This window comes from Roseinatronobacter monicus (assembly GCF_006716865.1).
Taxonomy (GTDB): Bacteria; Pseudomonadota; Alphaproteobacteria; order Rhodobacterales; family Rhodobacteraceae; genus Roseinatronobacter; species Roseinatronobacter monicus.
Genome location: NZ_VFPT01000001.1, coordinates 1860364 through 1882649 on the forward strand (window position 1 = coordinate 1860364; position 22286 = coordinate 1882649).

Genomic DNA, 22286 nt, shown 5'->3' on the forward strand with positions numbered 1-22286 from the left:
ACTCTGCACCGCGACCAGTAGAAAAAAGCCAATCCGTCAAGAATTGTGACGCCGCATAACCGCCAGCCTGTCCAGCGCACCTTGCAGGATGTAGCCCGCCGCCACATGGTCAATCACTGCCGCCCGTTTGCGCCGCGAGGTGTCTGCCTCCAGCAAGGCGCGCTCGGCGGCGACAGTTGACAGGCGTTCATCCCAAAACCCTATCGGCACTTCGGTCAGGTTTGACAGATTGCGGGCAAAAGCGCGTGTCGACTGGCACCGTGGCCCCTCTGATCCGTCCATATTGCGCGGCAGTCCCAACACCAAGCCACAGATTTCGCGCGCAGCAATAATCGCCAGCAAAGCCGCCGCATCCAACTGGAACTTCGAGCGCCGGATCGTTTGCAAAGGCGAGGCGACAGACAGCATCCGGTCAGACACCGCAACGCCGATGGTCTTTTCGCCCAAATCCAGCCCCGCAAGCGCCCATCCCGGTCGCAACTGCGCTGCGAACGCGTCGAAATCGTTGATCACCGCCATCAGGGCGCCGTGATGCTCAGGCCCACCTCTTCGGCGGTGGCATTGATCAGTGCAAGGTCTTCTGCGCGCGCTGCAAAGACAGTGCGCGCCTCTTGCAAGACGGCAACGGCCTGCTCTTCGCGCTCCAGCACGCTCAAGGCACGGACAAGCTGCGCCCATTCCTCGGCGGTGCCGCCATCATTGGCCAGCCGCGCAGACAACCCGCCGACCATATCCTCGATCATCTGGGCGCGGTCCTCGGGCGGCAGGTCTTGGGCCGCCTCCAGATCGATCTCGCTGGGGCCGCGCGCATCCGCGGGTGCGGGGCGTGGTGGCAACTGATAGCGCGGCTCACCCGAAATCTGGGCAAGTTCTGGCAGGGCCGCGCGGATTTCAGGCATCCAAGGGGCATCGCCGGGGCTGAGGTCATGCAGCCTGCGCCAGACGCGGAAGGTCATGTCGGGCCGACCTGTCTGTGCATACATCCGACCCGAATAATACAACGCCACATTATTCGTCGAATCCCGCCGAAGAACCTGCTCGATGATATTCTCGGCCTCTGGCGACACGAACCCGCCTGTTGCAATGACCATCAGGTCCAGCAGATAGGCATAATCCTCGACATCTGCGTCATCGCCTTTCAGCTCGATCACGCGGACCTGTGCCTCAATCGCGGCGCGGAAATTTCCAAGCCGCGCTTCGTTTTGCGCCAGCAAGGAAAAGCCCGTCTCATCCTGCGGACGTGTGGCAAGCGCTTCGCGCAGTTGCGCGACCATCGGTTCCAACTCTGCGCGACCGGGAAAATCCTCTGGCTCGGGGAAAGCTGCGGCAAATTCCGCCTCCATCTCGGCCTGTCGGGGGCGGCTGAGCCGCGCCTCGGCAGCTTGGGCATGACGTTCAACCAAGGGCATGTCCGAATAGCCGGGCGCGCCAATGCTCAGATACAGCAAGCCACTGCCCCCGACTGCAACGATGATCGTTGCAAAGGCAATCATGCGCATGGTCTTTGGCGCGGGTCCACCAACGGGGCGTCCACGGTCGCCCTTATCAAGGTCCAAAATCCGGCGCGAGACTTCAAGGCGCAAACGCTCGGCCTCATTCTCGGCAATGATCCCGCGCGCAAGATCGCGTTCAATTTCAGAAATCTGGTCACGATACACCCGCATCGCGCGCTCTGTACCATCGGCGGCGGCAGATTGCCCCGCGCGCGCCATCGCCCGCAGCAAGATCACACCCACCAACAGTGCGATGACAAAGAAACCTGCGGTCTGAACAAAAAAGCCCATGCGTCCTCCTGACGGTTCACCGCTGTCTATCTTGTCTTACCAAGACACAAAAGGCGAAATGGCGCCCTCCCCCCTCACAAACTTGCAAACCGCGACGGCGGGTCGCAGGCGCGTATGATTTCGGTTTTCGCCCTCATAGTGACGCTTCTGGAAAACCTGTCTGCGCCGGGGTAAGCCACATAGCACACACCCGCCCTGACGCAGGAGCTGCCCGCGCATGAAACGCTATTCCGCTTTCGCCATCGCCAGAGAGGCGTTTCGCCAGCATACAGGCTGGAAACAGGCTTGGGCCAGCCCCGAGCCGCGCGCACATTATGATGTCGTGATCGTGGGGGCCGGCGGGCATGGGCTGGCCACAGCCTATTACCTTGGCCACCGCTACGGCATCAAGAATGTGGCCGTGATCGAGAAAGGCTGGCTGGGCGGCGGCAATACCGGGCGCAACACCACGATCATTCGCTCGAACTACCTGCAAGACCCGTCTGCCGCCCTCTATGAGAAATCGCGCAGCCTGTTCGAGACGCTGTCGCAACAACTGAACTACAACATCATGTTCTCGCCCCGCGGCGTGATGATGCTGGCACAAACCGAGCATGAAAAGCGCGGCTATCTGCGCACCGAACGCGCCAATGCCCTGCAAGGCGTCGAGACGCGCTTCATCCCACCCGCCGAGGTCAAGAAACTGGTGCCGATCATCAATCTTGACGGGCCGCGCTACCCCGTCCTTGGCGCGTTGTGGCAGGCACGCGGCGGCACAGCGCGCCATGACGCGGTCGCTTGGGGTTTTGCGCGGGCCTGCTCTGACATGGGCATGCATATCATCGAGCAATGCGCCGTCACGGGTGTGGACTCCGAGGGCGGTCAGGTGACAGCCGTCAACACCACCAAGGGCCGCATCACTTGTGGCAAGCTGGGGATCGTCGTCGCGGGCCATTCCGGCGCGCTGGCCGATATGGCGGGCTTCCGGCTGCCCGTCGAATCGGTGGCCCTGCAAGCGCTGGTGTCGGAACCGATCAAACCTTGCATGGATGTGGTCGTCATGGCCAACACTGTGCATGGCTATATGTCGCAATCCGACAAGGGCGAAATGGTCATCGGTGGCGGCGCTGACGGGTTCAACAACTACACCCAGCGCGGCTCTTGGCACCATATCGAGGAAACCGTGCGCGCATTGGTCGAGACTTTTCCCATGATCTCGCGCTTGAAAATGCTGCGCCAATGGGGCGGGATCGTCGATATGACCGGCGACCGCTCGCCCATCATCTCGAAAACGCCACTTGGCAATTGCTTTATCAATTGCGGCTGGGGCACAGGCGGGTTCAAGGCCACACCGGGGTCGGGCTATGCCATGGCCGAACTGATCGCCAAAGGCGAACCGGGACCGCTGGCCGAGGCATTTTCCATGACCCGCTTCCGCGAGGGGCGCTTCATCGACGAGAGTGTCGCGGCAGGGGTGGCGCATTGATGACCCCCCAGCCTTTGCAACCCCAGCGCGAAATAAGCAAAAATCCACCCAAAGGTCAGTTTCGCCCGATGACAACTGCCACACCACACCCTAAGTCTCTCGCAGATCAACCTGAGGAGACGACATGCGTAAAGCGGTGCAACGGGTTCTTGCGGCGGCCCAGTCCAACCCACACAAGACCCTCGGCTTTTTATGTGGCGCAGGCATTCCACTTGTCGTCGCGGCCCTTATTTGGGCGCAAACGTCCGGCGGGCTTGCTGGCCCCTTGGTGGACCCGCGCCCACCGGCATTTGTCGTCCAGACCGACTGACACACGGGCCTGCGCCCCGATCATCTGCGCTGGTCGTATTCCTATGGAAAGCGGCGCTTTTCACACCACCACCCCCCGCCAGACCACATGCGCGCTCTCATTTGGCGGGGTGGGCCTTCGCATTCCATACATGCGCCCCGCATCCGCTTGGCCACAGAACACGGTAATGTCATACCGGTCGCCTGCCGCAGAACGGAACAATAGCCTATCTAGCCGTGTTATTTCTCTCAGAATTTCCTACTTGGAGAGAGAGACATGGCTGACAACAACACGCCCCACACACCGCCGCGGACTCCCGGCACCGAGCCGGGCGCGCGGAATGAAACCCACATTCACACAACACCATCCGCCCCACCACCAGAGAAGCGTAGCAACACTGTGCTGGCATTCGTTGTCGGCGGTGTCACTGTCGGGCTTGTCATTCTGTACTTCCTGTTCGACGGCTTTGGCACCAACAATGCCGCGCCAACAAACAGCGGCGCTGTCGACAGCTCGACCAACATCACAGTCGAGCCGGGCACATCCACAACGGAAACAGCACCCGCGGCAGAGCCAGAGGCAGCACCACAAGAGCCAGCCGCCACAGATGATGCAGGCGAAGCTGCACCTGAACCTGCGCCCGCTGACTGATACAGTCGACTGCGATTCCACTGACACCGTTTCCCAAGCCGGGCGTTTTGCGACGCCCGGCTTTTGCATGTCCCGCCATCACGGCGAACCAAGAAAGGCGCGCTCATGCTGATGCTAACCTGCCCCTGCTGTGGCGTCACCGCCGAAGAAACCGAATTTGCGCCGGGCTGTGAGGCACATTTGAAACGCTCTGGCGCGGGGTCGTCAAACGAAGACTTCGAGGCCTATATGTTCAACCGCAAAAACCCGCGCGGTGTGCATTTTGAACGCTGGCGCCACGCCTATGGGTGCGGCAAATGGTTTTTGGCCGCGCGCGATACCATGACGCTGGAAGTCTTTGGCACCTACCCCGCCCAGACCGCAGCACCCCCCGCCGAGATTGTCGCCAAGATTAAAGAAAAACGCCCGCAATGGGAGGGCTATGAATGAGCCACCGCCTCACCACCGGAGGGCGGTTGATCGACCGCGCCCAAGTCCAGAAGTTCACCTTTAACGGCAAACCCATGAACGGGTTTAAGGGCGATACGCTTGCCGCCAGTCTGCTGGCCAATGATCAAATGCTGCTGGGCCGGTCCTTCAAGTATCACCGCCCGCGCGGGGTCGTGGCCTCAGGGGCAGAGGAACCAAACGCGCTTGTCGGGCTGTCGCGCGGCGACCGGTATGAGCCGAACCAGCGCACCACCACAACCGAAGTGTTCGACGGTCTGGTCGCAGAAAGCCAGAACCATTGGCCCAGCCTGAATTTCGATATGATGGCGCTGAACAATCTGGTGCCGCAATTCCTGACGGCAGGGTTTTACTACAAAACCTTCATCCAACCGCGCGCATTCTGGAAACATGTGTACGAGCCGATCATCCGCCGCTCTGCCGGTCTTGGGAAAGCGCCCAAGCAAGACGCCCGCGACCCTGACACCTACGAGCAGATTTATGCGTTTTGCGATGTGCTGGTCATTGGCGGCGGCATTTCCGGTCTGCAAGCAGCCCTGACAGCCGCACAGGCAGGCGCACAAGTTTGCTTGTGGGAACAGACCGACCATTGGGGTGGACGCGCCCCTGTCGACGGGGTCGAAATTGACGGGCAGCCGACAGAGGCATGGATTGACTCCACCATAGAAGCCCTTGAAAAAATGGACAATGTTCATCTTCGCCTGCGGTGCATGGGGGCTGGTGTGCACGACCACGGCTATATGCTGGGGTATGAGCGTGTCAGCGATCATCTGCCGCAATCCGACGCGCCGCGCCACCGGTTGTGGCGGATGCGCGCCCGCCAGATCATCACCGCAACGGGTGCAATCGAGCGGCCCTTGTCCTTTGCGGGCAATGATGTGCCCGGCGTCATGCTGGCCAGCGCAATGCGCGACTATCTGGTGAATTACGCAGTGGCACCGGGGCAAGAAGTGGTGGTCGTCACCAATAATGACGACGCTTACCGCACAGCGATTGCCCTGCGCCGCGCAGGTGTCGGTGTGGCCGCAGTGGTCGATGCCCGCGCCGAGGCGTCCGGGGAACTGCCGCAGCAAGCACGCGCGCAGGGTATCCGCGTCCTGACCGGGCGCGGCATTCGCAAGGTCAAGGGCGGCAAGCGCGTCACCGGTGTTGAAATCTGCCGGATCGACAGCAAAGGCACTGCTTTCACAGAGAAATTCGATTGTGACGCCGTCGCCATGTCAGGCGGCTGGTCGCCGGTTGTGCATCTGTGGTCGCATTGCGGCGGCAAACTGATCTGGGACGAGGCAGGCAGTTTCTTTCGCCCCGACCCGGAACGCCCACCCTTGGGTGCAGATGGTGCGGGCTTCGTGCGCGTGTGCGGGTCCGCAGCGGGCGCGTTGGGCGCGGTGCTGGCCGATGCCCATGCCTGCGGGTTTAGCGCCGCTCAGATCCTTGGGGCAACCGCGGACCCCACGCCCCCCGCGACAGACGCGGTCGCCACGAATGAGCCGATGGAACCCGTCTGGATGATGCCGCGCAACGCAGAATATGATCTGCGCATGAAAATGTGGCTGGATTTCCAGAATGATGTCAAAGTTGCCGATGTGCAGCTGGCTGCGCGCGAAGGGTATCAATCGGTCGAACATACCAAACGCTACACCACATTGGGCATGGCGACGGATCAAGGAAAGCTAAGCAATATCAACGGCTTAGCGATACTTTCTGATGCATTGGGACAACCTATTCCGGCAACGGGTACCACCACATTCCGCCCGCCCTATACCCCCATTTCCCTTGCCGCAATCGCGGGCGAGGCACGCGGGCCGATCTTCCAGCCCCTACGTCGCACACCCCTGCATGACTGGCACGAGGGCAATGGCGCGGATTGGGAACCCGTGGGCCAGTGGCGCAGGCCCTATACCTATCTGCGCGCAGGCGAAAAGCGCCATGATTCCGTGAACCGCGAAGTAAAAAATGCGCGCGAGAACATAGGCTTGCTGGACGCCTCTACATTGGGGAAAATCCTTGTCTCAGGGCCGGATGCGGGCCGCTTCCTTGATATGCTCTACACCAATATGATGAGCAGTCTGAAGCCCGGCAAATGCCGCTATGGGCTGATGTGCAATGAAAACGGTTTTCTGATGGATGACGGTGTCGTCGCGCGGATTGATGACCAGTCTTTCCTTGTGCACACCACCTCTGGCGGGGCCGATCACATCCATGCGTGGATGGAAGACTGGCTGCAATGCGAATGGTGGGACTGGAAGGTTCACACGATCAACCTGACCGAGCAATTCGCCCAGATCGCCGTTGTCGGGCCGAAAGCGCGGCAACTGCTGGAGCGACTGGGCGGCATGGATGTCAGCCGCAACGCCCTGCCCTTTATGGACTGGCGCGAAGGCACCTTGGGGGGCTTCAACGCGCGGGTCTTCCGCATCAGCTTTTCGGGTGAGTTGAGCTTCGAGGTTGCGGTGCCCGCAAGTCAGGGCCGCGCCTTCTGGGACAGGCTGTTGGCCGAAGGGGCTGATCTGGGCATCATGCCTTACGGCACCGAAGCGCTGCATATCCTGCGCGCGGAAAAAGGGTTCATCATGATCGGGGACGAAACCGATGGCACAGTGATTCCGCAAGATCTGGGCCTGAACTGGGCGATCAGCAAGAAGAAGGAAGACTTCCTTGGCAAGCGCGGCATGGAGCGCGAAGCCATGCTCAGCCCCACACGCTGGAAGCTGGTCGGGCTGCAAACGCTGGATGGCTCTGTGCTGCCGCATGGGGCGCTGGCGGTCCGGCCAGAGAAAAACGCCAATGGCCAAGCCGTCACCGAAGGGCGCGTAACCTCGACCTATTATTCGGCCACGCTGGGGCGCGGCATTGCGATGGGGCTGGTCGAACGCGGGCCAGACCGCATGGGCGAGGAGCTTGCTTTTGCAGGCGACGGCGACACCCGCATCAAGGCCCGGATCGTGGACACCGTGCTCTATGACAAGGAAGGCGAGAAGCAAAATGTCTGATCTGGCACAAAGCGCCCTGCCCGGCGCACAGTTCGATGGGTTTGTGAGCGTGCGCGAAGCAGGCTTGCAGGGCATGATCACATTGCGCGGTGCGTTGGACAGCGAAGCAGTCACCAACGCCGTGCAGCAGGCAACGGGTTGCGCCATGCCAGCGCCACGGCGCGTGACATCGACAGGCGCATATGCAGTGGCATGGATGTCGCCGGACGAGGTGATGATCCTGTGCCCGCATGACAAAGCGCGCGAAATCGCAAGCGGCCTTGCTGACGCGCTCAAGGACAGCTTCGCAACACTCGCAGTCGTGTCGGACGCCCGCGCGGTCTTCACCCTGCACGGCGCAGGCTGGCGCAACGCGCTGGCAAAAATCTGCCCCGTCGATTTCGGCACACTGACCGAAGGCGATATCCGCCGCACCCGTGCGGCTCAGGTCGCAGCCGCGATCTGGGTGTCTGGCACGGACGAGGCGACATTGGTCTGTTTCCGATCTGTCGCGGAGTACATGTTCGAGCTTCTCTCGACTGTGTCCAAGCCCGGCTCTGAACCTGCGCTTTATCGCTGAGCCCTCAGATTTTTCAGAGTTATTTCTCCCCGCCCCTTGACCTGCGGGGGGGGAAGGCCCTTATTCAAGACAGTCAAACACAATAACACAGACGAGGAAAACATGGCTTTTGAACTTCCTGACCTACCCTACGCGCATGATGCGCTCGCCAATCTGGGCATGAGCGCCGAGACGCTGGAGTTTCACCACGACATTCACCACAAAGCCTATGTCGACAATGGCAACAAACTGATCGCCGGCACCGAATGGGAAGGCAAATCCGTTGAGGATATCATCACCGGCACCTATCAGTCGGGCGCGGTCGCGCAATCGGGCATCTTCAACAATGCCAGCCAGCACTGGAACCATGCCCAGTTCTGGGAAATGATGGGTCCGGGCACTGGCGGTATGCCGGGCGCACTGGAAAAAGCACTGGTCGAAAGCTTCGGGTCTGTCGACAAGTTCAAGGAAGAGTTTTCGGCCGCAGGCGCAGGTCAGTTCGGTTCTGGCTGGGCTTGGCTGGTCAAGGACAAGGACGGCTCGCTCAAAGTCACCAAGACCGAAAACGGCGTCAACCCGCTGTGCTTTGGCCAAACAGCCCTACTGGGCTGCGATGTGTGGGAACACAGCTATTACATCGACTTCCGCAACAAGCGCCCGGCCTATCTCAGCAACTTCCTTGAGAAGCTGGTGAACTGGGAAAACGTCGCAGGCCGGATGTAAGCATCTTTGCACATTCACGAAAAAGGGGCGCATTTGCGCCCCTTTTTTTATGCAGATCACGGACATGCTCTAGAGCGTCGAGCCTTTAACCTGATGCATATCCAGCCCCACAGAAGAAGTTCCAGCATTCGTCCGGTGTGAAGAGGTCGCAGATTTCCGTGAGCGCGTCGAACATCTGATCGAATGTTCTGGCTCCAATCCTACGCAGATGTGCCTTGAGCTTTGAGAAAGCCATCTCGATGGGGTTGAGGTCAGGGGAGTATGGCGGCAGGTACAAGAACCAGCATCCCACATCTCTTAAAGCCGTCGCAGCAGCCTTGTTGTAATGGGTGGCGAGGTTGTCGCAAATAACGACAGTGCCTGGCTGTAATTCCGGGGCCAGGACATTTCGGACATAGGCCTCAAAGGCTTCACCATCCATTGCCCCTTTGATGACCCACGGCGCGATCAGATTGTCGTGCGTCAAACCAGCGATAAATGTCTGCGTTCCCCACGCCCCGAACGGGGCATCCATTTCCAGGCGCTTTCCGCAGAGACTGCGTCCGTATTGACGGGTCAGGTTGGTTTTGACGGAGGTTTCATCAATAAAGACAAGCCGATCAGGATGCGCTTGCATGGCAGGCAGGTGATGCCTGAACCAGTTCTTACGCCGCTCCTTCACATGAGCGCGCAACCGTTCGGTGGCAACCAGCGACTTTTTTTATATGTGTATCCGAGCTTGCGCAGAAACCGCCCGATGGAGGCCGCGTGCGCGGTAATGCCAGTGGCAGCTTCCAATGCACCGGCAAGTTCTGGCAAAGTGATATCACCATCCTGCGCCACCAATTCTTCCAGCAACGCTTGATGAGAAGACAGCTTCCCATGACCAGGAGGACGGCCTTGGGGCTCCGGCTCAATCGAACCCGTTTCCCGCAGCCTGCGTTGCCATCGCACACCAGTGGCGGCGGACAACTTCAGCCGTGCTGCTGCGGCACGACCGCTCAATCCTTCTACAATACACTCTTGAAACCGCGCACGAAGCGCTGACGGCAATGCTGATGACATAAGACATCCTCCCAAGGAACATGAATCACAAATCAACCTCAAAGGGAATCCATCGATTCACGTTTCAAGCGCGGCGCTCTAGACCAACACCGAAGATGGTCCGCCCCCCTCAGACGGGCGGCAAGCCGCCAAATCTGCGCAAGTCTCAGAACAAAAGCGATGGCAACCACAAGACCAGTCCGGGGAAGATGAACAGCAGCGCTATCGCCACAATTTGCAGGCACACAAACGGGATCGCCCCCTTGTAGATCATCCCTGTGCTGACCGAATTTGGCGCCACCCCGCGCAGATAGAACAGCGAAAACCCGAAGGGCGGGGTCAGGAAAGACGTCTGCAAATTCACCCCGATCATAACCCCCAACCACACAGGGTCGATCCCCAGCAGCAGCAGGGTCGGCGCAGTGATTGGCAACACGATGAAAATGATCTCGAATGTATCAAGGATAAAGCCCAGCACGAACATGATGATCATGACGGTAATCATCGCACCCATCGCGCCACCCGGCATGGTGGTCAGGAATTCGCGCACCAGATTGTCGCCACCCATCTGGCGGAAGACGATGGCAAAAACCGACGCGCCAAAAAGGATGATAAAGATCATCGAGGTCACGACTGCCGTGCGCCGCGCCACTTCGGCAAAAACCTTAAAGGACAACCGCCAACGGGCTGCCGCCAACAGCGTCGCGCCTACAGCACCCACCGATGCCGCCTCGGTCGGGGTGGCGATCCCGCCCAGAATGGACCCAAGCACCGCACCAATCAGCAACAATGGCGGCACCAGTGCGGACAGGATTTCCTTCCACAGCCCTTGCTTTTCTTCCGGTGGCACAGGGGTTGCGGGGCAGCTCTCAGGGTCGAAAACCGCCTTGAAGATGATATAGCTGATATACAGTCCCACCAGCAGCAAACCGGGGATCATTGCCCCCGCAAACAGATCACCCACCGAGACAGTCTTGGGGGCGAAATTGCCAAGGCTCATCTGCACCTGAGAGTTCATGCCCGCAATCATGTCGCCCATGAAAATCAGCACAGTTGAGGGGGGAATGATCTGCCCCAGCGTACCGCTGGCACAAATCGCCCCGCTGGCCAGTTTCGGGTCATACCCCGCCCGCAACATTGCAGGCAACGAGATCAGACCCATCGTCACCACAGTTGCACCCACAACGCCCGTCGACGCCGCCAGCAGCGCGCCCACCAGAATGACCGATATACCCAGCCCGCCGCGCAGATCACCAAACAAGCGGCCCATTGTGGTCAGCAATTGCTCGGCAATATTGCTGCGTTCCAGCATCACGCCCATAAAGATGAACAACGGCACCGCGACCAGCACCTCGTTAATCATATAGCCTGTGTAGCGGCCCGCGAGGGCGCGCAGGTTCGACATGTCGAACACGCCAAAATACAGACCGATATAGGCAAAAAGCACCGATGTGCCCGCCAGTGTAAAGGCCACGGGGAAGCCGATCAGCAAAAAGCCAATCACGGCAAAAAACATCAGCCCGGCAAGAATCTCGCCAATCAGCACTGGGTCCATATCAGACGATCTCCGGGTCGTATTTGTATTTATAGTCGTCAGGCACCAGATCATACCGTCCGGCAATGATCAGGATCGACCGAATGACCATCGCTATGCCTTGCAGCGCGATGACGACCGCGAGCACCAGTATAAAGCTTTTCAGCAGCCACAGCCCCGGCATCCCGCCCGGATTGGCCGAGGCTTCGCCCAGCCGGATCGAGCGCTGGACGAACACCAGCGAATAACTCCAGACCACCCAAGCAAATGGTGTCAGGAAGATGCACACACCCAGCAAATCCAGCCACGCCTTGCGCAGCGTCGAGGCCGGTCTGTAGAAGATGTCGACCCGCACATGGTCGTTGCGATAAAGCGCATAGCCCGCAACAGCCGTGAACATGACCCCATTCATCCAAGGGTATAAATCCTGCATCCACAGGCGCGTATTCTGGAACAGGTAGCGTTCCACCACCACCCAGAAGCAAACCAGCACAATGCCAACCGACAGCCACATGAACACATTGCCCATGATGCGGTTAACCAGATTGATAAGGCGCATCAGATAGGAAAGCGCTATCATGTCATCCTCCGGCGGTGGGGGTCAGGTGGACAAGTGGCCCCGGATCATGTCCGGGGCCATCTCATATTAGCAGATCATCGGCAACTGCCGACGCGCGTGATGTTTAGCCAAGGTCCGAAATATCAAAATACTTCAGACGGGCCTGCGCAAAGGTCAGATCCGTATTCTCGGTGCGCTGGCGCAAGAGATTGAAGTTCTCAACGAAGCTTTCCGCAGTGGCTTTGGTCTTCGCGTCGGAACTGTCAAGAATCTCGACCAGCAATTCGCGCGACGCAGCCGCACCGGATTCTAGAATGCTCTCGGGCCAGTCGTTGTGTACGATCACATCATGGTTCTCGACCATGTCATTCAGCGCAATCGGGTCATTGGCATAGAACTCTGACGGCACCTGATCGTATTCCGCCTGACACGCATCGCGGATGATCGCTTGCAGATTCGAGGGCAATTCCTGATACTTGGCCTTGTCCACAACCAGCTCTGTCGCCAGTCCCGGCTCGATGAAGGAGCTGGTGTAGTAATGCTTGCGCACCTGATGGAAGCCCAGCGCGCGGTCATTATAGGGGCCAACAAATTCAGCCGCGTCCAGCGCACCAGATTGCAGCGCCGCAAAGATTTCACCGCCCGCAAGGTTGGTGACAGACGCGCCCATTTTCTGCCAGACCTGACCACCAAGACCGGGTGTGCGGAAGCGCATACCCTGAATGTCGTCAATCCCTGTCAGCTCGTCCTGAAACCAGCCGCCCGCCTGCGTGCCGGTATCGCCGGACAGAAACGCCTGAAGGCCGAAATCATCGTAGATGTCGTCATACAGTTCCTGACCGCCCAGATAGCGCACCCAAGCCGCCAACTCGCGCGAGGTCATGCCGAAGGGCACACCTGTGAAAAATGACAGGCCGACAGATTTATTCTGCCAGTAATAAGCCGCACCATGGCTCATTTCAGCCGAGCCGTCGATCACAGCATCCAGTGATTGCAGCGCGGGCACCATCTCGCCTGCGGCAAACACTTCAACATTCATAGCGCCATCAGCGGCGGCATTGATCCGGTCAGCGACGCGCTGCGCCCCTGTTCCCAGACCGGGAAAGTTGCGCGGCCATGTTGTGACCATGCGCCAGTTGATGCGCCCTTGCGCAACAGCAGGTGCCGCCAGACTCGTGGCAGCAGCCGCGCCGCCACCCAGCGCCGAGGTTTTCAAAAAAGAACGACGATCCATGTTTTCCTCCCATGGGTTATTTTTATCCATTGCCCTTGCGGACAGGGGCTTGATTAAAAGCACAGTGTGACCGAGGTGTGAACCTTTTTTTTCAGGGCATACCCCCTGAAATCTGCTGAAATTTCGGGCAATTTACTCCATTGCTTTACAATCTGTCGTGAAAACGCCCTAACTGGGTCGGGGTTGGATATCTGTGTTGCGCAAGTTCACCCAGTTCGCAAATAAAATTACCGCCCCCCCGACAAAGACGAGCGGCTCCAACGCCTCTGCATACAGCCAGACCCCGACCAATGCGATCACCGGAAGGCGCAAAAACTCCATCGGCGCCACAGTAGAGGCAGGCGCCAGCGCAAGCGCGGATGACAAGGCGAAATGCGCGCTCAATCCGGTCACCCCGACAACGGCAAGCCACCCCCAGATCGCAGCAGGCGGCCATGTGAAACCTCCCCATTGCGCCAGCACCAGCCCGAAAAGCGTTTGTGACAACGTCATCCAGAACAAAACGCACAGGATACTGTCTGCCCGCATGATCCGTTTTGTCAGCATGACATTCATGGCAAACCCGATTGCACACAGCATCCCCGCCAGATGCCCGGTGTTCAGCGGCTGCACACCCGGCTGCGCCACGATCACAATGCCCGCAAACCCCAACAGCGCCACCATTACGCGGCGCAGGGTGAACCGCTCGCCCAGCACCAGCGGGGCCAACAGCGCCACCCAGATCGGCATGGTAAACTCCAGCGCCACAAGCTGCGACAAAGGGATCACCATGATCCCGTAAAACCACAGATTCTGGCCTGCAAAGTGAAACAGATTGCGCGTCAGATGCAGCTTCGGGCTGGTCGGTCGGATTTCCGCCAGCATCCGACCGGGCTTGCGCAGGGAATACAGCACCACGCCCACGACAATCGCAAACCCGATAAGCGAGCGCCAGAACATCAATTCAAATGAATCCAGCTCTTGCTGGATGGCACGCCCTGCAATGGCCATGGCCGTAAACGACACAATCGCCCCGGACATCCACAATGCGGCACGTCCCGGTTGCGTGTCGCTGGCCGCCAGATCGGGCGTCACGACACTGTCAGGGCTGTCAGTGTGTCCACACCTGCCGCCTGTTGGTCGCAAAATTGTCGCCGTAACCACCGGGGCGCAGATTGGCGCGGCGGCTTTTGGGCGCGATCACGTTATAGTCAATGCCGTGCGCGCGCGCATAGGCTTCGGCGGCGGCCTGATCTGCGAAGTGCAGCTTGACCTGCGAATCCATGTCGCCCGAACTGGTCCAGCCCATCAGCGGGTCAATCTCGCGGGCCTGCGCAGGTGAAAATTCCAGCACCCATCCGTGGGCCTTGGCGTTTCCTGATTGCATTGCGTTGCGGGCGGGCTTGTAGATGCGTGCGCGCATATGTGCTGCTCCTTGCGAATTGCGCATCTTATGGGAAAAAAACAGGCCAAAGACAAGGGTGCAGACAGGAAAGGGTCGCCCGAAAGGAGGGAACGAGGAGTAAGTCTTCCGGGCCGCGACCTTTTCCTGCCTGCCAACTCAGATTTAAACTCAAAAACAGGCCCTGCAACTTATTTTACATTTCAAACTCATCTTTTCGCGCAGACCGCCGTGAATGCCCAAGCGGCCCTGCCCCTCAGCCCAACTCTTTCGACGCGATCACAGGAAAGAAAACCCCGCCCGACCACAGGCCGAACCAGCTTTCCCCTTCATGGGGCTCATGCGACCCAAGCTCGACAAGCCGATAAAAGCTTTTGCGGTCAATCAGCGCCTCCAGCCCGGCACGGATCATGACATAGGGTGACGGCTCGCCCGTGTCGGCATCGCGGATCACGCGCACGGGATGCGCAGACCCCGCCTCTGCCTCATCGCCCAGATTGGTGACGAAGGTCAGCTTTTGCGCGCGCCCGTCCCCCTCAACACGGAAATCCACCGCGACAAACGGCGCGTCATCGACTGTGATTCCCACCTTCTCGACCGGTGTGACCAGATAGAACTTGCCGTCTTCCAGCTTCAGGATACTAGCAAACAGCTTAACCAGTGCGGGCCGCCCGATGGGGGTGCCCTCATAGAACCACGTCCCGTCGCGGGCGATCCGCATATCAATATCGCCACAAAACGGCGGGTTCCACAGATGCACGGGCGGCAGACCTTTGCCTTTTGACGCGGCACTCGCGGCCTGAGCCAGCGTATCGGGGGTCGGTGTCACGGTATTTTGTTCACTCATGATTTTTTGCCATTGGATGCCTATGCGATATGTTTGATGATAGCACATAAGTTGCAAACACGGAATTTCACCCCGACGAGGAACGCGCATGAGCACCGAGACCGATCTGATCGCCGAGATAGAAACGCTGGGTGAGAAACTCGCACTGGCGCGCGCCAGCATCAACCGCCGCTTTATCGGACAGAAGAATGTGGTCGACCTGACCCTGACCGCCATGCTCTGCGGCGGGCATGGGTTGCTGATTGGTCTGCCCGGCTTGGGCAAAACCCGGCTGGTGGACACGCTGTCCACGGTCATGGGGCTGAAAGGCAACCGCATCCAGTTCACGCCCGATCTGATGCCTGCCGATATTTTGGGCTCTGAAGTGCTGGACGTGGCCGAAGACGGGCGCCGCGCCTTTCGATTTATCGAGGGGCCGATTTTCTGCCAGCTTCTGATGGCGGATGAGATCAACCGCGCCAGCCCGCGCACACAAGCCGCCCTGCTGCAAGCCATGCAGGAAGGCGAAGTCACTGTTGCGGGCGATCATCACAAGTTGGAGCGGCCCTTTCACGTGCTGGCCACCCAGAACCCGATCGAGCAAGAAGGCACCTACCCCCTGCCCGAAGCCCAGCTTGACCGGTTTCTGTTGCAGATTGATGTCGAATATCCCGACCGCGCCACCGAACGCGACATCCTGATCGCCACCACAGGCGAGGGCGAGGATGCCGCGCATGAAGTGTTCAGTTCCGCCGAACTGATGGCCGCACAGCAATTGCTGCGCCGCATGCCCGTCGGGGACACCGTGGTCGAGGCCATTCTCGATCTGGTCCGCGCCTGCCGCCCTGATGAGGCAGAGGCCCATGAGGCCGTCAAGGGCTCCGTCAGTTGGGGGCCGGGGCCACGTGCCGCCCAAGCACTTATGCTGACCGTGCGCGCCCGCGCCTTGCTGGACGGACGACTTGCCCCGTCGGTCGAGGATGTGGCGGCAATGGCGCGCCCTGTCCTGACCCACCGCATGGCCTTGGGCTTTGCGGCGCGCGCACGCGGCGAAAGCCTGAGCGCGATCATCGCCCGCGTGGCCGCCACCGCCACGCAGATGGAGGCCGCAGCTTGACGACACCCGCCACCCTGCGCACCCATGCCGAGGCATTGGCCGCCCCCCTGCCCGCGCTGCTTGCGCAGGCAGAGCATCTGTCTGCGTCGGTTCTACCTGGCGCACACGGGCGCAGGCGGGCAGGCATGGGCGATGAGTTCTGGCAATACCGGCAAGCGACCTCGTCCGACAGCGGCGCGCGAATCGACTGGCGGCGTTCTGGTCGGGCCGATGTGCATTTCGTGCGCGAAACCGAATGGCAGGCGGCGCAGTCGGTGACGCTGTGGGTCGATCAATCGCAGGCAATGGGGTTTACAGGCGACAAGGCCCGCCTGCCAAAAGCCGAGCGCGCCAAGCTTCTGGCGCTGGCGCTGTCGGTCCTGCTGCTCAAAAGCGGCGAGCGCGTGGGGCTGATGCCCGGCCTGCCCGCCCGCTCTGGCCGCGCACAGCTTGACCCGCTGGCGCTTGCACTGCACGACGCGGCAGACACTACCGATTACGGCACCCCGCCGCTAAGCCATCTGCCTGCCTATTCACAGGCCGTGTTCCTGTCGGACTTTCTGGGCGACCCCACCGCCTTGCAAGAGGCTGTGGGCCGTGCGGCGGATCAAGGTGTGAAAGGGGCGCTGGTACAGGTACTCGACCCCGCAGAAGAAGAGTTTCCCTATCAGGGCCGCTCGATCTTTGAATCCATGGCAGGCGGGCTGCGCCACGAGACATTGCGCGCCAATGATCTGCAAACGCGCTACCGGCTGCGACTGGCCGAGCGCAAGGACATGCTGGCAGAACTGGCCCGCGTCACGGGCTGGCAAGTGTTGACCCATCACACCGACCAGCCTGCCGCAACTGCACTGATGTGGCTGTGGCATGAACTTGACGCAGGGCGGGGGCGCTGATGTTCACACTTGGCCCGCTTGGATTCGCAACACCCGCCCTGCTGCTGGCACTGGTGGCCTTGCCGCTGCTGTGGTGGCTGTTGCGCGCGGTGCCGCCCGCGCCGGTGATCCGGCGCTTTCCCGGTGTGGCGCTGCTGATCGGCCTGAAGGATGAAACCACCGAGACGGACAAGACCCCGTGGTGGCTGCTGGTCTTGCGCGCACTTGCCGTGGCCGCGCTGATCTTCGGGTTCTCCGGCCCTGTGCTCAACCCGCAGGCCGCGCGCGATGGCACGGGCCCGCTGCTGATCGTGATGGATGCCAGTTGGGCCAGTGCGGCCGACTGGCAACGCCGCCAGACACGCGTCGAAGACCTGTTGTCAGAGGCGCAGCGCGCCAGCCGCCCGGTTGCCGTGGTGGCCCTGACCGACCTGCCTTCGGGCGAGACGGCATTTCGTGCCGCCGAATACTGGGCCGAGCGCGTGCCGGGGCTCGCCCCTGCCCCCTTCACCGCAAACCAAGCGCAATTGGACGCGTGGCTGGACCGCTTGCCCGACGCGTTTGACACCTATTGGTTGTCGGACGGGCTAGCGCATGACTACCGCGACGGGCTGACCGACGCGCTGCAAGCGCGCGGCGTGCTCACCGCCTTCGAGACATCGCGCCCGGTCGTTGCCCTCGCCCCGCCCGAATTGCGCGAAGGCGTGATCCACCTGACCGCCCACCGCACCGAAGGCCTGCCAGAGCGCGAGATCGAGATCACCGCCTCTGGCCGCGATCCGGCAGGGGTTGAACGGGTACTCGCCAGCGCTGCGACCCGTTTCGACGCAGACGCCACCCAAACAACGCTGGAACTGACCCTGCAACCCGAATTGCGCAACCGGATCACCCGCTTTCAGATCAGCGGCGAGCGTTCTGCCGGGGCTGTGGCGCTGGCCGATGACGCGCTTCAACGGCGCAAGGTCGCACTTCTGGCAGGCCGTGACGGGCGCGAGGGGCTGGACCTGCTGTCACCGTTTTTCTATCTGCGGCAAGCGTTGGAGCCGGTCGCGGAACTGATCGAAAGCCCGTCCGTCGATGATCTGCTGCTGACCTCGCCCGATGTGCTGATCCTTGTGGATGTGGCGCAACTGGGCGAACTGGAAACCGCGCAAATCCTCGATTTCGTCAATGATGGCGGGTTGCTCTTGCGCTTTGCAGGTCCGCGCCTTGCCGCCAGTGACGTCGCCCGCGCCGAAGAAGACCCGCTCTTGCCGGTGCGCCTGCGCATTGGCGGGCGCACGGTCGGCGGTGCCATGAGTTGGGGCGAGCCGCGCCGCCTGCGCGAGTTCAGTCAGGACTCGCCCTTTGCCGGGCTGTCCATCCCGCAAGAGGTGACAATCAGCGCACAAGTGCTGGCCCAGCCCGACCCCGCATTGGGCGAGCGGACAATTGCGTCACTGGCCGATGGCACGCCTTTGGTGACGCGCAAATTCTCGGGCGACGGTCAGGTCGCGCTGATCCACACCACCGCCAATGCGGAATGGTCGACCCTGCCGCTCTCTGGCCTGTTTGTCGACATGCTGGAGCGGCTTGCCGTATCCACCCGCCCCACAGCGCCCACGCGCGACGCGCTGATCGGGACACAATGGCAGCCGGAGCGCCTGTTGGATGGATTCGGGCAGGTCATCGACGCCAGCGCCAACCCGGTTGTACCGGGCGAGGTTCTGGCCGAAGGGCAGTATGGCCCCGACCTTCTGCCCGGCGTCTACCGCAGTGCTGTCGGGTCGCTGGCATTGAATATCGGGCAGGCCGACATGACCTTAAGCACCAGCGACTGGCCTGCAACCGTGCAGGTCGAGCGCGACACACAACGCGAAGAGCGCGACCTGACCGCTTTCTTTCTGACACTTGGCCTAGGGGCTCTCATGATCGACATACTGGCCGCACTCTGGATCTCGGGCCGCTTGCGCGGGGCAACCGCCATTCTGGCGCTCGTCGCCCTTGGACTGCACGGCACGCCAGCGCAGGCGGATGACGCACCGGGCGATGACCGGCTGGCCCTACAGGCGACATCCGACATGGTGCTGGCTCATGTGCTGACCGGTGATGCGCGTGTCGATGACATGGCGCGCGCGGGCCTTCTGGGCTTGGGCCGCACGCTTTTTTCGCGCACCTCGGTCGAGCCAGGCCCACCCATCGGCGTCGATCTGGAAAGCGATGAATTGACCTTCTTTCCCTTCCTTTACTGGCCCATCACAGAAGAGTCCGCGATCCCGTCAGACGCCGCCTATTCCAAACTCAACCGCTACTTGCGCGGCGGCGGCATGATCATGTTCGATACCCGCGACGCCGAACTGGCGGGCCTGACCCGCACCACCCCCGAAGCGCGCCGCCTGCAAGCCATCGCGCGCCCGCTCGACATCCCCCCGTTGGAACCCGTCCCCGAAGACCATGTCCTGACCCGCACCTTCTATCTGTTGCAGGAATTTCCGGGCCGGTTCTCAGGCCGCGATGTCTGGGTCGAGGCGTCGCCCGCCGATGCCGAACGCGCAGACGGGATGCCGTTTCGCAACCTCAATGACGGGGTGACGCCAGTGATCATTGGCGGGCATGACTGGGCCTCGGCTTGGGCCGTGGATGATGCAGGCAGCCCGCTTGTACGGCTTGGCATGGGCGTCACAGGCGAGCAGCAGCGCGAAATGGCGTACCGCTTCGGTGTGAACCTCATCACCCATGTGCTGACGGGCAATTACAAATCTGATCAGGTCCATGTGCCTGCCCTTCTGGAAAGGATCGGCCAATGACCGGGTGGGACGGGCTTGTCTTTGCGCCGCGGCTGGATTGGCCGATCCTTTGGGCGCTGATGGGGGTCTGCGCGCTGATGGTCGGTCTGGCGCTGTGGCAGGGCTTGCGCGGCTGGTGGTTGCGCGGGCTGGCGGCACTCGCACTGATCGCAGCCCTCGCCAACCCCTCGCTGCAATCCGAGGAACGTGATGGCCTGTCCGACATCGCCCTGATCGTCGTCGACGACTCTGCGTCCAACCGCCTTGGCGTGCGCGGCGAACAGACAGAGGCCGCGCGCGCCCATCTTGAGGCCGAACTCGACAGCCTTGGCGGGTTGGAAACACGCATCGTCTCGGTGCCTGACGGGCCACGCAACACCGGCACCGAATTGAACACAGTCATGGCCGAAGCGCTGTCCGATCTGCCGCGCGACCGGCTGGCGGGGGTGTTTGCCATCTCTGACGGGCAGGTCCATGACGAGATGCCAGAACTGTCCCTTCCTGCCCCCTTTCATCTGTTGCAAACAGGCGAGGCTGACGATTGGGACAGGCGGCTGATTATCCGCAACGCCCCCTCCTTCGCCATTCTGGGAGAGCCGATCACCCTTGGCCTGCGGGTCGAAGATCAGGGCGCAGTCCCGCCCGACCAAAGCCGCTTTGCAACCCTGAATTATTCTATTGATGGCGAAGACCCCAGCACGGCAATGGTGCCCGTCGGCGAGGATATGGAAATCACCGTCACGCTAGAGCGCGGCGGCATGAACGTCCTGCAATTCGAGGTGGAAGAAGAACCGGGCGAGTTGACCACACGCAACAACTCGGCCATCGTGCAGATCAACGGCGTGCGCGACCGGCTGAGTGTGCTGCTCGTCTCGGGCGAGCCGAATGCCGGACAACGCACGTGGCGCAACCTGCTGAAATCCGATCCGGCGGTTGATCTGGTTCATTTCACAATTCTGCGCCCGCCCGACCGCCATGACGGGGTGCCGGTCAACGAGCTGTCGCTGATCGCCTTTCCGACCCGCGAATTGTTTGTCGACAAGATCGACGAGTTTGATCTGATTATCTTCGACCGCTACCGGCGGCGCGGCATCCTGCCCAACAGCTATTTCAGCAATATCGCCCGCTATGTCGAAGAAGGCGGCGCATTGCTGGTTGTTGGCGGGCCGGAACTGGCCAGCGCGGACAGCATCTGGCGCTCGCCCTTGGGCGATGTGTTCCCCGCACGGCCCACCGCCCGCGTGATTGATGAAGGATTCCGCCCGCAGATCACTGAACTGGGCCAGCGCCACCCTGTCACGTCAGGGCTGGAAGCGCTGGTGCCTGCCACCGAAGACGGGCCGGGCTGGGGCCGCTGGTTCCGCCAGATCGAGCTGGAACCAGAGCGCGGTCAAACCGTGATGAGCGGCGTTGAGGGGCGCCCGCTGCTGATGCTGGACCGTGTTGGCGAAGGGCGGCTGGCACTTCTGGCCTCTGACCAGACATGGCTGTGGGATCGCGGCTATGAGGGCGGCGGGCCACAACTGGAACTGTTGCGCCGTCTGGCCCATTGGATGATGGGCGAGCCGGATCTCGAAGAGGAAACCCTGACCGCCACCGCCGAAGGGCAGCGCGTGACCGTCCTGCGCCGCTCGCTGCAAGATGAAGTGGGCGAGGTGACAGTCACCGGCCCCGATGGCGAAAGCTTCACGTTAAAGCTGACCGAGGACGCGCCGGGCGATTACCGCGCCGAATTTGACGCGCCTGAAATCGGCCTCTACCGCCTGTCCGAAGGGGAACTGGACACAGTTGTGGCCCTTGGTCCCCAAGCCCCGCGCGAGTTTGAGGAAACGATTGCCACCGCCGACAAGCTGCGCCCGCTGGTCACCGCCACACGCGGCGGTGTTATGCGCGTGCACGATGATCTGCCCGAGCTTCGCTTTGTACGCGAAGGGCGTGCCGCATCCGGTCGCGGCTGGATGGGCCTGACCCCGCGCGATGCCTATGTGACAACGCAGTTGCGCACCGCAGCCGTGCTGCCGGGCTGGGCATGGCTGTTGCTGGCAGCAGGGCTGGCACTGGGCGCGTGGCTGCGCGAGGGGCGCAGCCGCTGACCTGCACGCC

General features: G+C 61.2%; 20 protein-coding genes. 11 read left to right on the forward strand and 9 right to left on the reverse strand.

From position 1 onward, the window contains the following. Positions 1 to 36: 36 nt before the first annotated feature. Both ruvX and ccmI read right to left on the reverse strand, forming a co-directional pair. Positions 37 to 519: a Holliday junction resolvase RuvX gene (ruvX, locus tag BD293_RS08820; RefSeq protein ID WP_211841006.1), complete on the reverse strand. Its 483-nt coding sequence runs from the start codon at positions 517 to 519 to the stop codon at positions 37 to 39. Next, the gene (ccmI, locus tag BD293_RS08825; protein WP_142080935.1) at positions 519 to 1784 is read right to left on the reverse strand and encodes a c-type cytochrome biogenesis protein CcmI; all 1266 of its coding nucleotides are present in this window, start codon (positions 1782 to 1784) and stop codon (positions 519 to 521) included. The genes ruvX and ccmI overlap by 1 nt, the downstream gene beginning before the upstream one ends. A gap of 217 nt (positions 1785 to 2001) precedes the next feature. On the opposite strand from ccmI, the gene BD293_RS08830 reads away from it, so the two are divergent. From BD293_RS08830 to BD293_RS08860, 7 genes are all read left to right on the forward strand, one after another. Beyond that, positions 2002 to 3249, forward strand: a complete 1248-nt coding sequence (locus tag BD293_RS08830; protein WP_142080937.1) for a sarcosine oxidase subunit beta family protein — start codon at positions 2002 to 2004, stop codon at positions 3247 to 3249. Positions 3250 to 3373: 124 nt separating this feature from the next. Further along, a complete protein-coding gene (locus BD293_RS08835; protein WP_142080939.1) occupies positions 3374 to 3559 on the forward strand; it encodes a hypothetical protein in 186 nt (61 codons plus the stop codon). 255 nt (positions 3560 to 3814) lie between these two features. Continuing rightward, the gene (locus BD293_RS08840; protein ID WP_142080941.1) at positions 3815 to 4189 is read left to right on the forward strand and encodes a hypothetical protein; all 375 of its coding nucleotides are present in this window, start codon (positions 3815 to 3817) and stop codon (positions 4187 to 4189) included. Between the two features lie 105 nt (positions 4190 to 4294). Beyond that, entirely contained in the window at positions 4295 to 4618 is a 324-nt protein-coding gene (locus tag BD293_RS08845) for a sarcosine oxidase subunit delta (protein WP_142080943.1), read from the forward strand. Beyond that, positions 4615 to 7629, forward strand: coding sequence for a sarcosine oxidase subunit alpha family protein (locus BD293_RS08850; RefSeq protein ID WP_142080944.1), 3015 nt, complete (start codon positions 4615 to 4617; stop codon positions 7627 to 7629). The genes BD293_RS08845 and BD293_RS08850 overlap by 4 nt, the downstream gene beginning before the upstream one ends. Beyond that, the gene (locus BD293_RS08855) at positions 7622 to 8188 is read left to right on the forward strand and encodes a sarcosine oxidase subunit gamma (RefSeq protein ID WP_142080946.1); all 567 of its coding nucleotides are present in this window, start codon (positions 7622 to 7624) and stop codon (positions 8186 to 8188) included. The genes BD293_RS08850 and BD293_RS08855 overlap by 8 nt, the downstream gene beginning before the upstream one ends. 102 nt (positions 8189 to 8290) lie before the next feature. Beyond that, positions 8291 to 8890, forward strand: a complete 600-nt coding sequence (locus tag BD293_RS08860) for a superoxide dismutase (protein ID WP_142080948.1) — start codon at positions 8291 to 8293, stop codon at positions 8888 to 8890. Between the two features lie 85 nt (positions 8891 to 8975). On the opposite strand, the gene BD293_RS08865 is transcribed toward BD293_RS08860, so the two are convergent. The 7 genes from BD293_RS08865 to BD293_RS08895 form a co-directional block, all read right to left on the reverse strand. Further along, positions 8976 to 9934, reverse strand: a protein-coding gene (locus BD293_RS08865; RefSeq protein WP_142079597.1) for an IS630 family transposase whose coding sequence is annotated in 2 segments (ribosomal slippage) — positions 8976 to 9590 and positions 9593 to 9934 — 957 coding nt in all. Because the reading frame shifts where the segments join, the coding sequence is not laid out codon by codon here. Positions 9935 to 10079: 145 nt separating this feature from the next. Continuing rightward, complete coding sequence (locus BD293_RS08870) at positions 10080 to 11468, reverse strand: TRAP transporter large permease (RefSeq protein WP_142080950.1); 1389 nt, start codon at positions 11466 to 11468, stop codon at positions 10080 to 10082. A gap of 1 nt (position 11469) precedes the next feature. Next, on the reverse strand, positions 11470 to 12027 hold the full coding sequence (locus BD293_RS08875) for a TRAP transporter small permease subunit (RefSeq protein ID WP_142080952.1): 558 nt from the start codon (positions 12025 to 12027) through the stop codon (positions 11470 to 11472). A 103-nt stretch (positions 12028 to 12130) separates the two neighbouring features. Further along, positions 12131 to 13240: a TRAP transporter substrate-binding protein gene (locus tag BD293_RS08880; RefSeq protein WP_142080954.1), complete on the reverse strand. Its 1110-nt coding sequence runs from the start codon at positions 13238 to 13240 to the stop codon at positions 12131 to 12133. A 168-nt stretch (positions 13241 to 13408) separates the two neighbouring features. Continuing rightward, the gene (locus BD293_RS08885; protein ID WP_246086253.1) at positions 13409 to 14314 is read right to left on the reverse strand and encodes a DMT family transporter; all 906 of its coding nucleotides are present in this window, start codon (positions 14312 to 14314) and stop codon (positions 13409 to 13411) included. Positions 14315 to 14330: 16 nt separating this feature from the next. After that, complete coding sequence (locus BD293_RS08890) at positions 14331 to 14642, reverse strand: ETC complex I subunit (protein WP_142080956.1); 312 nt, start codon at positions 14640 to 14642, stop codon at positions 14331 to 14333. Positions 14643 to 14877: 235 nt separating this feature from the next. After that, positions 14878 to 15468, reverse strand: coding sequence for a DUF1285 domain-containing protein (locus tag BD293_RS08895; RefSeq protein WP_142080958.1), 591 nt, complete (start codon positions 15466 to 15468; stop codon positions 14878 to 14880). Positions 15469 to 15556: 88 nt separating this feature from the next. Here BD293_RS08895 and BD293_RS08900 point away from each other — a divergent pair, with 88 nt between their 5' ends. From BD293_RS08900 to BD293_RS08915, 4 genes are read left to right on the forward strand one after another with little or no spacing between them, the layout of a single operon-like run. Further along, on the forward strand, positions 15557 to 16564 hold the full coding sequence (locus BD293_RS08900; protein ID WP_142080960.1) for an AAA family ATPase: 1008 nt from the start codon (positions 15557 to 15559) through the stop codon (positions 16562 to 16564). Further along, positions 16561 to 17439: a DUF58 domain-containing protein gene (locus BD293_RS08905; protein WP_142080962.1), complete on the forward strand. Its 879-nt coding sequence runs from the start codon at positions 16561 to 16563 to the stop codon at positions 17437 to 17439. Before BD293_RS08900 ends, BD293_RS08905 begins: the two co-directional genes overlap by 4 nt. Further along, positions 17439 to 20204, forward strand: a complete 2766-nt coding sequence (locus BD293_RS08910) for a DUF4159 domain-containing protein (RefSeq protein WP_142080964.1) — start codon at positions 17439 to 17441, stop codon at positions 20202 to 20204. Before BD293_RS08905 ends, BD293_RS08910 begins: the two co-directional genes overlap by 1 nt. After that, entirely contained in the window at positions 20201 to 22276 is a 2076-nt protein-coding gene (locus BD293_RS08915) for a hypothetical protein (RefSeq protein WP_142080967.1), read from the forward strand. The genes BD293_RS08910 and BD293_RS08915 overlap by 4 nt, the downstream gene beginning before the upstream one ends. Positions 22277 to 22286 lie beyond the last annotated feature (10 nt).